At 68.0% G+C, this 13,331-nt stretch carries 8 protein-coding genes; 3 read left to right on the top strand and 5 right to left on the bottom strand.

What is annotated here, in order from left to right:
* Positions 1-296: 296 nt before the first annotated feature.
* Positions 297-4,181: a phosphoribosylformylglycinamidine synthase gene (purL, locus tag DI041_RS11325; RefSeq protein WP_136638606.1), complete on the bottom strand. Its 3,885-nt coding sequence runs from the start codon at positions 4,179-4,181 to the stop codon at positions 297-299.
* A gap of 485 nt (positions 4,182-4,666) precedes the next feature.
* On the opposite strand from purL, the gene DI041_RS11320 reads away from it, so the two are divergent.
* Positions 4,667-6,778 (top strand): glycosyl hydrolase family 18 protein, encoded by a 2,112-nt coding sequence (locus tag DI041_RS11320; protein WP_136638607.1) that lies wholly within the window; start codon positions 4,667-4,669, stop codon positions 6,776-6,778.
* 81 nt (positions 6,779-6,859) lie between these two features.
* Here the strand turns inward: DI041_RS11320 and DI041_RS11315 are convergent, their stop codons facing one another.
* The gene (locus tag DI041_RS11315; RefSeq protein WP_046983859.1) at positions 6,860-7,651 is read right to left on the bottom strand and encodes a DsbC family protein; all 792 of its coding nucleotides are present in this window, start codon (positions 7,649-7,651) and stop codon (positions 6,860-6,862) included.
* 100 nt (positions 7,652-7,751) lie between these two features.
* Positions 7,752-8,729, bottom strand: a complete 978-nt coding sequence (xerD, locus tag DI041_RS11310) for a site-specific tyrosine recombinase XerD (RefSeq protein ID WP_136638608.1) — start codon at positions 8,727-8,729, stop codon at positions 7,752-7,754.
* A 56-nt stretch (positions 8,730-8,785) separates the two neighbouring features.
* Here xerD and DI041_RS11305 point away from each other — a divergent pair, with 56 nt between their 5' ends.
* The gene (locus DI041_RS11305) at positions 8,786-9,277 is read left to right on the top strand and encodes an RDD family protein (RefSeq protein WP_136638609.1); all 492 of its coding nucleotides are present in this window, start codon (positions 8,786-8,788) and stop codon (positions 9,275-9,277) included.
* Between the two features lie 220 nt (positions 9,278-9,497).
* On the opposite strand, the gene lptG is transcribed toward DI041_RS11305, so the two are convergent.
* Both lptG and lptF read right to left on the bottom strand, forming a co-directional pair.
* Entirely contained in the window at positions 9,498-10,604 is a 1,107-nt protein-coding gene (lptG, locus tag DI041_RS11300) for an LPS export ABC transporter permease LptG (protein ID WP_046983856.1), read from the bottom strand.
* Complete coding sequence (gene lptF, locus DI041_RS11295; RefSeq protein ID WP_136638610.1) at positions 10,601-11,683, bottom strand: LPS export ABC transporter permease LptF; 1,083 nt, start codon at positions 11,681-11,683, stop codon at positions 10,601-10,603. Before lptF ends, lptG begins: the two co-directional genes overlap by 4 nt.
* Before the next feature lie 104 nt (positions 11,684-11,787).
* Here lptF and DI041_RS11290 point away from each other — a divergent pair, with 104 nt between their 5' ends.
* Complete coding sequence (locus tag DI041_RS11290) at positions 11,788-13,266, top strand: leucyl aminopeptidase (protein WP_136638611.1); 1,479 nt, start codon at positions 11,788-11,790, stop codon at positions 13,264-13,266.
* The last annotated feature ends 65 nt before the right edge of the window (positions 13,267-13,331 follow it).

Genomic DNA, 13,331 nt, shown 5'->3' with positions numbered 1-13,331 from the left:
CGTGCGCCAAGCGGTTACTGCGAAATGAATGATTCTGAAACGGGGTTCAAGTGTTAACGGCAACTTTGCAGATCGTCAAGACTTTGACACGGCAAATCCTATTGCCGTGAAGCACATCACTATTTCACCTGTTTATGAAAGGATTTTGTTATGCATGCGTGACGATTCCTCGACGCATGAAAATGCATGTAACTAGCGGTCACAACTGGAGTTTCAATCGCGCAAAGAAAAACCCGCCGATCAACGGCGGGTTTTTCCATACGCGTTGGCATTGAGGCCTGCGCGATGCAGTGCGATCAGCCGCACCACACCCGCGCGTTGCGGAACATGCGCATCCACGGCGAATCGCCCTGCCACTCGGCCGGGGCCCAGCTCATGTTGTGCGCGCGCGGGGTGCGTTCCGGGTGCGGCATCATGATGGTGACACGGCCGTCGGTGCTGGTCAGGCCGGTGATACCGTCCGGCGAACCGTTCGGATTCAGCGGGTACTGGCTGGCGACGTTGCCATTGCCATCGATGTAGCGCAGCGAGACGCGCGCGGCGGCCTGGTCGACGGCGTTGTCGAACACCGCTTGGCCTTCACCATGCGCCACCGCCACCTGCAGGCGTGATCCGGCCATGCCACGCAGCAGGATCGACGGCGATTCCACCACCTCCAGCAGTGCAGTGCGGGCTTCGAACTGCTCGCTGGCGTTGCGACGGAACTGCGGCCAGTGCTCGGCACCGGGGATGATGCCCTTCAGCTGGCTCATCATCTGGCAGCCGTTGCACACACCCAGCGCGAAGCTGTCCTCGCGGGCGAAGAACGCAGCAAAGGCATCACGCAGCGCGCTGCGCTCCAGGATCGAGGTCGCCCAGCCACGGCCGGCACCCAGCACGTCGCCGTAGCTGAAGCCACCGCAGGCGACCAGGCCGGTGAAGTCCTGCAGCGCCACGCGGCCTTCGATGAGGTCGCTCATGTGCACGTCGAACGCGCGGAAGCCTGCACGTTCGAAGATATTCGCCATTTCGATCTGACCATTGACGCCCTGCTCGCGCAGCACGGCCACGCGCGGACGCGCACCGGTGCTGATGAACGGAGCGGCCACGTCTTCGTTGAGGTCGAAGCTGAGCTTCGGCTTCAGGCCCGGCGCCGTGAAGGCGCGGGCAATCTCGCGCTCGGCGTCGGCGTTGGCCGGGTTGTCACGGCGCTTCTGCATGGCATGGGTGACCGACCACCAGGCATCGAACAGCGCGTCCCAGCGCCATTCAGCCAGGTTCTCGCCGCCCAGCGACACGCGCACCACCGGTGCGGTGGTCGGCTTGGCGATGCGCTGCGCGCATTCGGTCAGGGCATGGCGCTCGACCAGGTCGGCGAAGGCAGCGCGGTCTTCGCGCGCGATCTGCACCACTGCACCCAGTTCTTCGTTGAACAGGCTGCGGAACGGATCATCGCCCCAGGCATCGAGGGTGATGTCCAGGCCCAGGCGCGAAGTGAAGGCCATTTCGCACAGTGCGGCGAAGGCACCACCGTCGCTGCGGTCGTGGTAAGCAAGCAGCAACCCGGACTGGCGCGCATCGCGGATCAGTTCGAAGAAGCCACGCAGGCGCTGCGGGTCATCCAGGTCCGGCGCGGCGCCGGCGAAGGCCGGCAGGTCGCCATGATCGGCATGCACCTGGGCAAGGATCGAACCACCGAGGCGCTGCTTGCCGGCGCCGAGGCCGATCAGCCACAGCTCGCTCTCGACTTCGCGATCGAGCAGCGGGGTCAACTGCTGGCGCACGTCGGCGACCGGCGCGAACGCGGTGATCACCAGCGACACCGGCGACACGCTCTTGTGCGCCTCACCCTGGTCGTGCCACTGCGCCTGCATCGACAGCGAGTCCTTGCCGACCGGGATGCTGATGTCCAGCTGCGGGCACAATTCCATGCCCACCGCCTTCACCGCGTCGTACAGCAGCGCATCTTCGCCCGGGTGGCCGGCAGCGGCCATCCAGTTCGCCGACAGCTTGATCTCGTCCAGCGCATCGACCGGCGCAGCGCACAGGTTGGTCAATGCTTCACCCACCGCCATGCGTGCCGACGCTGCGGCATCCAGCAGCGCCAGCGGGGTGCGCTCGCCGAGCGCCATGGCTTCACCGGCCACGCCGTTGAAGTCGGCCAGGGTGATCGCCACGTCGGCCACCGGCAACTGCCACGGGCCGACCATCTGCTCGCGCGCGGTCAGGCCACCAACGCTGCGGTCGCCGATGGTGACCAGGAAGTTCTTCGAGGCCACCGTCGGGTGCGAAAGCACGCGCAGACCGGCTTCCTGCAGGTCCAGGCCGCCGGTCTTCAGCGCCGGCCAGCGCGGTGCCGGCGGGTGCGCAGTGTCGCGGTGCATCTTCGGCGGCTTGCCGAACAGCACGTCCATCGGCAGGTCGATCGGCGCATCGGCCGGAATGTTGCCCGGAACAGCACCGTAGGCCACCACCAGGTGTTCTTCGGCGGTGGCCACGCCGACCGCGGCGAACGGGCAGCGCTCGCGGGCACACAGTGCGGCGAACTCGGCCAGGCGCTCCTGCGCGACACCGAGCACATAGCGTTCCTGCGACTCGTTGCACCACAACTGCATCGGCGACAGCGACGGGTCGTCGGTCGGTACCTTGCCCAGATCGATGATGCCGCCGACCTTGGAGTCGTGCAGCAGCTCGGGGATGGCATTGGACAGGCCACCGGCACCGACGTCATGGAAGAACTTGATCGGGTTGTCGGCACCCATCGCCACGCAGCGGTCGATGACCTCCTGGCAGCGGCGCTCCATTTCCGGGTTGTCGCGCTGCACGCTGGCGAAGTCCAGGTCCTCGGCGCTTTCGCCGGAGGCCACCGAACTGGCGGCACCGCCGCCGAGGCCGATCAGCATCGCCGGGCCGCCGAGCACGATCACGGCGTCGCCATCCTGCAGCAGGATCTTGTCGACCTGCACGCGGTCGATCGCACCGAGGCCACCGGCCAGCATGATCGGCTTGTCGTAGGCACGCACCAGGTCGGCGCCTTCGGGCAGCTCGAAGCTGCGGAAGTAGCCGAGCAGGGCCGGGCGGCCGAACTCGTTGTTGAATGCAGCGCCGCCCAGCGGGCCGTCGGTCATGATTTCGAGCGCCGGCGCCATGCGCGGGTTCAGCGCGCGCGGCGCCTCCCACGGCTGCGGCAGCTCGGGAATGCGCAGGTGCGAGACCGAGAAGCCGCTCAGGCCGGCCTTCGGCTTGCCACCGCGACCGGTCGCGCCTTCGTCGCGAATCTCGCCGCCGGCGCCGGTCGAGGCGCCCGGGAACGGAGCGATCGCGGTCGGATGGTTGTGCGTTTCCACCTTGATCTGGAACGCGCTGGGCACGCTCGGCTCGCTGCGGTACTCGCCGCTGGCCGGGTCTGGGCGATAGCGCGACGCCGGATGCCCTTCGATCACTGCGGCATTGTCGCTGTACGCGCTGAGCGTGTGCTGCGGGGTCTGCTGGTGGGTGTTCTTGATCATCCGGAACAGCGAGCGATCCTGCTCCTGGCCGTCGATGGTCCAGCTGGCATTGAAGATCTTGTGGCGGCAGTGCTCGGAGTTGGCCTGCGCGAACATCATCAGTTCCACGTCCGACGGCGAACGACCCAGTGCGCTGAAGCGCTCGCGCAGGTAATCGATCTCGTCCTGCGCCATGGCCAGACCGAGGCGCTGGTTGGCGGCCTCCAGCTGGTCCACCGGCACGCGCTCCAGTTCGCCCCGGGCCGGAGTCGAGAACAGGGCCTGACCCTGCTCGACGTTCTCCAGCACCGACTGCGTCATCGGGTCGTGCAGCGCCTTGACCAGCGCCTGCTGGGTGGCGGCATCGGCCGGCCAGCCCTGCACATCGATGCGCAGGCCACGTTCGACCCGGCTGACCGGCTGCCCAGCACCGCGCACCAGTTCGGTGGCCTTGCTCGACCACGGCGACAGCGTGCCCAGGCGCGGCACCACGATGCGGCTGACCGCACCGTCAGCGACCGCCTCGGACTGCGGGCGGGCTTCCAGGATGCGGCACAGGGTATCGACGTCGGGGGCGGCAGTGCCCTCGGCCTGCACGAAGTAGACGTGCCAGGCACCGCTGATGCGCAGGGAGGGAGCGATGGACTGCAGGCGGGATTCAAGACGTTCGCGGCGGAACGGCGACAGGGCGGGCGCGCCCTCGAGGACCATCATGTCCGGGGAACCGTAGTTGGGAAACGGGCCCGACATTGTACCGGAAGCGGCGGATGGGCTCTGGCCGGGCGGCGCCCGGCACCCGCAGAGGCGCCCAAGCCAAGGCCACAGCCAGAGCAAGGGCAAAAGCCACAGCAATAGCGGGTTTCCTGTGGGATGGCGGGGTGTCCGCCTGACCCCACCCACCCGGCCAAACCTCAGAAACCCGCTTTCAGCGACCCACCCCAGCCACGAGGGGGCTCCGCCGATGGCTGCCGACCGCGCGCAGCGCCGCTCTCCGCCCGAATCCCCGAACCATGCGCTTGCTCACGGATTGACCACGCGATTGATGACAACGTTGTCCCTACCTGGCGCCGGACTCTCTCCCCGGCCTCCCAGGTACCTCCGTCCGTCCCCCTCCGTCGCCTTCCCGGGCGATGTCCGGACCTGCGTTACGTGCGGCGCCATCCGGGCCCGCGCGCCAACCGATCGATCGGAGACACACCATGTACGACCCGCTTGTGCTGAGTGCCGATGTCCGCAGTGCCGAACGCTCCCTCCACCGCTGTCGCCCGCGCCGTCTGGCCTGGCTGCTGGCCCTTGCCGGGGCCGTTGCCCTGCCCGGCCTGGCGCAGGCCGCCAGCTGTGCCGGGGTGGCCCAGTGGGACCAGGCCAAGATCTACCGGGCCGGCGATACCCTGCAGAAGGGAGGCGTCCTCTATCGGGCGAACCAGGACATCTGGAACGCGCCGCCGGACCATCCTGCCGGTGCGCCCTACTACACCAACCTCGGTGCCTGTGATGGCAGCGGCAGCAACCAGCCGCCGGTGGTCAGCCTGACCTCGCCGGCCAATGGCGCCACCTTCAGCGCCGGCAGCACGGTCAACGTGACCGCCAATGCCAGCGATGCGGACGGAAGCGTCGCCAAGGTCGAATTCTTCCGCGATGGCAGCTCGCTGGGCGTGGCCACCAATGCGCCGTATGCGGCCAGCTGGGCCAATGCCAGCGCCGGCAGCCACACCCTTCGCGCAGTAGCCACCGACAACAACAACGCCACCGCCAGCACGGCGACCATCAGCATCACCGTCAACACCGCCAGTGGCGATACCACCGCGCCGAGCGTGCCGGGCGGGCTGGCGGTCGGCACCCGCACCGCCAACAGCATCGCGCTGAGCTGGAGCCCCTCCACCGACAACACCGGCGGCAGCGGCCTGGCCGGCTATGACGTGTACCGCAACGGCAGCCTGGTCGGCTCGCCGTCCAGTGCCAGCTATGTCGATGGCGGGCTGACCGCGTCGACCACCTACCGCTACCGCGTGCGCGCCCGCGACAACGCCGGCAATGCGTCGGCACAGGGCACCGAAATCAGCGCCACCACGCTGGCCGGCAATGGCGGCGGCACCGGCAAGCGGGTCATCGGTTACTTCACCCAGTGGGGCATCTACGGCCGCAACTACCGGGTCAAGAACATCGACAGCAGCGGTTCGGCCGCGCGCCTGACCCACATCAACTACGCCTTCGGCAACGTGCGCAACAACCGCTGCGAAGTGGGCATCACCCAACCGTCGGATCCGAACAGCGGTGCCGGTGGCGACGCCTTCGCCGATTACACCAAGGCCTTCAGCGCCGCCGAGAGTGTCAGTGGCAGCGCCGATACCTGGGACCAGCCGCTGCGCGGCAACTGGAACCAGCTCAAGCAGCTCAAGGCCAAGTACCCGGGCATGAAGGTGCTGATCTCGCTGGGTGGCTGGACCTGGTCGCGCGGCTTCTCCAGCGCGGCGCGCCCGGAAAACCGCCAGGCCTTCGTCGCCTCGTGCATCGACGCTTACATCAAGGGCAACCTGCCGGTGACCGACGGTGCCGGTGGCGCCGGTGCCGCGCTGGGCGTGTTCGACGGCATCGACATCGACTGGGAATACCCGGTGGCGTGTGGCATCGAATGTGGCAAGCCGGAAGACAACGCCAACTTCACCGCGCTGATGGCCGAATTCCGTCGCCAGCTCGATGCGGTGCGTCCGGGCCTGCTGCTGACGGTGGCGGTGGGTGCCGGCATCGACAAGATCCGCGTCACCGACCCTGCCGCCTACCACCCGTACCTGGACTACATCAACGTGATGACCTACGACTTCCACGGCGCGTGGGATGCGAAGACCAATCACCAGTCGGCGCTGTTCGATTCACCCAATGATCCTTCGACCGGCGACCAGAAGCTGTACAACAGCAACGACGCCATCGAGGCCTTCATCAGCCGTGGCGTGCCTGCAGCCAAGCTCAACCTGGGCATTGGTTACTACGGGCGTGGCTGGACCGGTGTGGCCAACGCCAACAACGGCCTGTACCAGACCGCGACCGGCGCCGCCCCGGGCACCTACGAGGCCGGCATCGAAGACTGGAAGGTACTGAAGAACCTGGCGTGGCCGGGCTACACCGACAACACCGCCGGTGCCACCTGGATCTACAACGGCAGCACGTTGTGGAGCTTCGATACCCCGGCCAACATCACCCGCAAGATGGGTTACGTGAAAACCCAGGGCCTGGGTGGCGCGTTCGTCTGGGAGTTCAGTGGTGACGATGCGCAGGGCACGCTGACCAAGGCGGTCAGTGACGGCCTGCAATAAGAAAAAAGCCGGGGGTGCGACACGCATCCCCGGCTTCGCTCGCATGATGCATCCGCCGAGCATGGCCCGGCGGTGTCCTGATCAGCGCTTGGCCGACAGCTTTTCCAACGCGGCGCGCAGCTGCGCCGGCGGCAGGTAGCCGCCCAGCTGGGTACCGTCCGGGGCGAAGATCGCCGGGGTACCGTTCACGCCCAGCTGCTGGCCCAGTGCGTACTGCATCGCCACCGGGTTGGTGCAGTTCTTGGCCGGCACGCTGCCACCGCGCTTGGCGCTGGTCAGCGCCTGGCGACGATCGGCCGCACACCAGACCGAGATCATGTCGGTGTAGTCCTTGCTGCCCAGGCCCATGCGCGGGAACGCGAGGTACTCGACACTGATGCCGTTGCGGTTGAGCTCGGCGATGTCCTGGTGCAGCTTGCGGCAGTAGCCACACTCGATGTCGGTGAACACGCTGATGGTGTACTTGGCATTGGGCGCAGCGAACACGATGCGGTCGCCGTGGTTGGCCTTGGCCAGCAGGTCGCGGCGGTAGCCCAGCAGGCCCTCGCTGTTGGCCGGGCCCTTGGCGCGGGTGTCGTAGGGCTGCGACTGGAACAGGTAGCGACCGTCATCGGACACGTACAGCAGCTGGCCGGAGACCACCACTTCGCGGAAACCGGGGAACGGCGCGGCGCCGATGTAATCCACTTCGAAACCTGGATTGAGCGCGGTCAGCGCGGCACGCACGGCCTGGTCGGCCGAGCCGTTGGCAGCCGGGCTGGCAGCCTTGGCCGCAGCAGCGGTAGCGGGTGCCTTGGCGGCCGGCGGGGCCGGCTGGGCGCAGGCAGTCAGGCTGAGCGCACCGAACACGGCGGCGATGGCAAATCGGAGCATGGAGCGGTCCGCAGCAGAAGAAGACCCCGGATTCTGACACAGCCACCTGTACCGGGCCGCGACATTGCGCACGGCCCGGGGCCCGGGTTCAGGCCCCCGCTCAGCCGCGCGGGTGATGGCGGGCGTGCAGTTTCTGCAGGTGTTCGCGCGCCACCAGCGTGTAGATCTGGGTGGTCGATAGCGAGCTGTGCCCCAGCAGCATCTGCAGCGCGCGCAGGTCGGCACCGCGGTTGAGCAGGTGGGTGGCGAAGCTGTGGCGCAGGCCATGCGGGCTGATCCGTGCCGGATCGATGCCCGCCACCTGCGCGTGGCGCTTGACCAGATGCCAGAACGCCTGGCGGGTCAGCGCATGCAGCGTGGGCTCTACAAACAATGGGGTCTGCCCATCGGCCAAGGCCTGCACCTTGCCCTTGCCGACCAGCAGCGGCCGCGACTGCTGCAGATAGCGCTCCAGCCAATGCTGCGACTCCTCGCCCAACGGCACCAGCCGTTCCTTGCTGCCTTTGCCGGTGACCCGCAACACCCCCTGCCGCAGGTTGATCGCGGTGGCCGGCAGCAGCACCAGCTCGCTCACACGCAGACCGGCCGCATACATCAGCTCCAGCATGGCGCGGTCGCGCAGGCCCAACGGGCTGTCGATGTCCGGCGCCGCCAGCAGTGCGTCGATCTGGCTTTCGGCCAACGCCTTGGGCAGCAGCCTCGGCAGCTTCGGCGGATCCAGCAGTGCACTGGGGTCCTCGCTGCGATCACCCCGGCGCAGACCATCAGCGAAGAACGCGCGCAGCGCCGACAGCAGGCGCGCGTTGCTGCGCGGCGACCAACCGTGCCGGGTACGCCACGCCAGGTAGTCGAACAACCCGGGACGTTCGATGCCGGCCAGGCCACCCTCGCGCCCATCGATCCAGCGTGCCAACCCTTCCAGGTCGCGCCGGTAGCTGTCGAGGGTGGCGCGGGCCAGGCCGTTCTCGGCCCAGATCGCATCGAGGAACCGCTGGATGCGCAGGCTGTCATCGGCCCGGAGCTCGGGCAGTTGCTGCACCAGCTGGCGGCGTTCGGCGGGGGTGGAAACAAGGGCCATGCGTGCAGGATACGAGGGCGACTGCGGATGCGGCCAGCATTGCGTATGCTCGGCGCATGTCCCGCCCTGCCACCGACACGGCCACTGCGGCCGCCACCGAGATGCCCCGCCCGCGCGCACTGCTGCTGTGGCGCATGCTGGCAATGGTCTACGACACGTTGCCGGTGCTGGCCCTGTGGATGCTGGCCGGCACGCTGTTCACCCTCGCCTACACCCTCGACGGCCACACCCAGCGCGAGAACATCGCACCGTTCAGTGCCTGGCAGTGGCTGCTGTGGGCGGTGTGCTGGGCGATCACCGGGTGGTACGCCACCGCCAGCTGGCGCCGCGGCGGGCAGACACTGGGCATGCGGCCATGGCGGCTGAAGCTGGAATCAAGCGATGGCACGCCCCTGCGACGCCGGCAGCTGTGGCTGCGCTTCGCAGTGGGCACGCTGTCTCTGCTGCTGGGCGGCATCGGCTTCTGGTGGGCGTGGTTCGACCGCCAACGGCTGACCTGGCACGACCGTGCCAGCGGCACGCGGCTGGTGCGCATGCCGAAGCGGTGAATTGCTCCCCCTTCAATCCGATCCTGCACGGCGCTCGTGTAGAGCCGAGCCCATGCCCGGCTGGCATGCGGTGCGCGAAAAGCAGCCGAGCATAGGCTATGCCGGCCGTCCTGGCCGGCACCCTTCAGGCCGTCGCCAGCGACGTTGGCAGCGGCTCCTGCCGCTACCTTCGGCTCTACAGAAATCCGCGCGTTGGCCGTCCTGCCCGGCGCTACCGGAATCAGCCCGATTTGCGCCGGAACAGCAGTCCGGATATCGCCAGCATCACGATCGGTGGCAGCGCATAGGCAATGCGGTAATCGAACTTCAGCGCACCGGCCATGCGGCCGAAGAACAGCTGCAGCAACCAGAAGCCCAGCGCGAACAGGATGCCCAGGAACAGGCGCTTGCCCATGCCGCCGCTACGCAGCGAGCCGAATGCGAACGGCACCGCCGCCAGGCACAGCGCCAGCACGTTCATCGGGTAGAACCAACGGCTCCAGTACACATCCTCATAGTCGCGCGCATCCAGCCCATTGCGTTCGCGGTACTCGATGCTGGTACGGAGCTCGGCCACGCTGAGGTTGCGCGGCTTGGCGATACCGGTCGCCAGCGCGCCGGCATCCAGCTTGGAATTCCACGGCTCGCGCGCCACTTCCTCGCGCGTGGCCGAACGTTCGCCGAACGTATCCCGGCGCACACCGGTCAACACCCAGCCATCGTTGTCGTGCTCGGCGGTGGCCGCGTGGGTCAGCGAGGCGATCTGTCCGTCCTCGGCGATGCGGTACAGGCGCACGTCGCGCAGGATCAACCGCGTGCCCTTGTCACCCACCAGCTGCTCTTCGCCACCGGCGGCGCTGAGGAAGGTGTCGCCCTCCCGCGCCCACAGCCCGGAGTAGCGTGCAGTGGAAATGTCCTGGCCCCATTTGGCGCTGGACTTCAGCGCATCGGCACGATCCTGGCCCCAGGGTCCCAGCGTTTCGGCGCTGAGCACCATCATTGCGGTGAGCAGTGACAGCGCGATCGCCACCGACACGCTCAGGCGCTTGCGCGACAGCCCCAGCGCGCGCAGCGCGGTCAGTTCGGACGTGGCCGCCAGCTGGCCCAGGCCCATCAGCGCACCGATCACCGCGGCGGTCGGGAACATGGTGTAAGCGCGGCGCGGCACCGTATACAGCACCCATGCCGCAGCATGGCCCAGCGAATAACCGTTCTTGCCGATGTCCTTGAACTCGCCGGAGAACGCCATCACTACGTCCAGGCCGACCAGCACCGCCCAGGTCAACAGCACCGTGGTGAACACCGACTGGCCCAGGTACAGATCGAAACGCATCGGGCGCAGCCTCATGCGTGGGCTCCCTTCGGACGGCCCAGGCGGCCATCACGTGCATACATCCAGATCGCCAGCCCCAACAGCGGCAGGGTCAGCCACCACAGGCCGAGCGCGGCCGGGATCTTGCCAGTGGCAATCCAGCCGCTGCCGATGAACATCAGGTTGGTGCCAACCATGTAGGCCAGCAGGGCCAGCATCATCCGTCCGTAGCGCTGCTGGCGCGGAGAGCTGCGGCCCAGCGGCACGGTCAACAGGGCGAAGGCCAGTGCGATCAGCGGCGGGGCCAGCCGGCGATGCAGCTGCGCCTGTGCCTCGGGCCGGGCATCACCGAACAGCTTCGTGGTCGGCATCAGCTCCGGATCGTTCTCGGTACGGGTCTGCGCACCGTCGGGCAGGGCCACGTCGTTGCGCGCGAAGGTCGCCAGGCGGTAGTCCAGCCCACCCGCTACCGGGCCCTCCACCTGGTGCCCGTCATCCAGCTCCAGGAAGCGCTGGCGGGCGCCTTCAAAGAACATCCGGCCACCGGCGGCGGACACCACCTCGAGGCGGTCGTCCTTCTGCCGCTGCAGGAACACCTTGCCCAGCCGGGTGCCATCGGGCGAGATCGAGGACAGGTAGACCACGCCGCCATTGGGCAGCGGGGTGAAGCGGCCCGGCTCCAGGCCGGCCATCAGCACGCTGCGGTTGGCCTCGATGATCATCTGCTCTGCCATCCGCCCGGCCCAGGGCCCCAGCCACAGCGAGCAGGCACCCACCAGGGCCACGACCGGCAGCACCAGCATCAGCAGCGGCCGCAGCAGGCGCTTGGGGCCCACGCCCACGGCGGTGATGACCGCCATTTCCGAGTCCCGGTACAGGCGGGCGACCGCCAGCAGCAGGCCCAGCATCAGCGCCAGCGGCAGGATCAGCGGCAGGTAGGCGATGAACTGCAGGCCCAGCTGCGAGAACAGCAGCTTGGCCGGCAGGCGCCCATCGGCGATGTTGCCGAGGATGTCCACCAGCACGCCGCCCACGCTGACCACCAGCAGGACGATCAGGGTAGCCAGGAAACTCTGGACGAAATCGCCCAGCAGGTATCGGTCGAGCTTCAACATGGGGCGGTGGTTTAAACTCTGGGGTTCGTTCGCGGTGCCGCCCAGTCTACTGTCTGGGCGTAAACGGTCCGCGATTGTACGGACTTGCCAATGGAATCTGCTCAATGGCTCTCGAATTCACCCTGAACCACCTCGCCGCGGCTTCGGCCGCCGTTGATTGCCTGGTCGTCGGCGCCTATGCCGACCATACCCTGACTGCGGCCGCTCAGGCACTGGATGCCGCCAGCGGTGGCCGCCTGGCCGCCCTGGCCCAGCGTGGCGACCTGTCCGGCAAGACCGGCGCGACCACCCTGCTGCACGACCTGCCGGGCGTGACCGCCCCGCGCGTGCTGGTGGTCGGCCTGGGCGAAGCGGCCCGTTTCGGCGTGCCGCAGTACCTGAAGGCGGTCGGCGATGCCGTACGCGCGCTGAAGGCCGGCGCTGTCCGCAGCGCACTGTTCACCCTGTCCGAAGTGGCAGTGAAGGACCGCGACGCGGCCTGGGCGATCCGCCAGGCGGTGATCGCCGCCGACCACGCCGCCTACCGCTACACCGCCACCCTGGGCAAGAAGAAGGCCGATGACGCCGGCCTGGCCCAGTTGGCGATCGCCGGTGACGATGCACTGGCGCTGGCCCAGGGCCAGGCCATTGCCGCCGGCGTCGAATTCGCCCGCGAGCTGGGCAACCTGCCGCCGAACTACTGCACCCCGGCCTACCTGGCCGAGGTCGGCGTGAAGTTCGCCGGCGAGCACGAGGGTGCCGAAGCCGAGATCCTCGACGAGCACCAGATGGAAGCGCTGGGCATGGGCTCGCTGCTGGCCGTGGCCCGTGGCTCGGCCAACCGCCCGCGCCTGGTCGTGCTGAAGTGGAACAATGGCGGCGACGCCAAGCCGTACGTGCTGGTCGGCAAGGGCATCACCTTCGATACCGGTGGCGTCAACCTGAAGACCCAGGGCGGCATCGAAGAGATGAAGTACGACATGTGCGGTGGCGCCAACGTCATCGGCACCTTCGTCGCCGCGGTCAAGGCCAAGCTGCCGTTGAATCTTGTGGTGGTGGTCCCGGCGGTGGAAAACGCCATCGACGGCAATGCCTACCGTCCGTCCGACGTCATCACCTCGATGTCGGGCAAGACCATCGAAGTGGGCAACACCGACGCCGAAGGCCGCCTGATCCTGTGCGACGCACTGACCTACGCGCAGCGCTTCGAACCGCAGGCGCTGGTCGATGTGGCCACCCTGACCGGCGCCTGCATGGTCGCCCTCGGCCACCAGACCGCCGGCCTGATGAGCAAGCACGACGACCTGGCCAATGAGCTGCTGGCCGCCGGCGAGCAGGTGTTCGACCGCGCCTGGCGCCTGCCGCTGTGGGACGAATACCAGCCGATGCTGGATTCCAGCTTCGCCGACGTCTACAACATCGGCGGTCGCTGGGCCGGTGCGATCACCGCCGGCTGCTTCCTGTCGCGCTTCGCCGAAGGCCAGCGCTGGGCCCACCTGGACATCGCCGGTGTGGCCAGCGATGAAGGCAAGCGTGGCATGGCCACCGGCCGCCCGGTCGGCCTGCTGAGCCAGTGGCTGCTGGACCAGGTCGCCCGCGCCTGATGCCGTACCCGACCCTGGCCGGCGCCCGCCGGCCAGGGCCTCGCCCGGCAGCGCCGGGCCCCTGC

This window comes from Stenotrophomonas maltophilia, assembly GCF_004920835.1.
GTDB lineage: Bacteria > Pseudomonadota > Gammaproteobacteria > Xanthomonadales > Xanthomonadaceae > Stenotrophomonas > Stenotrophomonas maltophilia_AQ.
The sequence above is the reverse complement of the archived record's forward strand: the minus strand, read 5'-3'. Positions and strand labels throughout refer to the sequence as shown.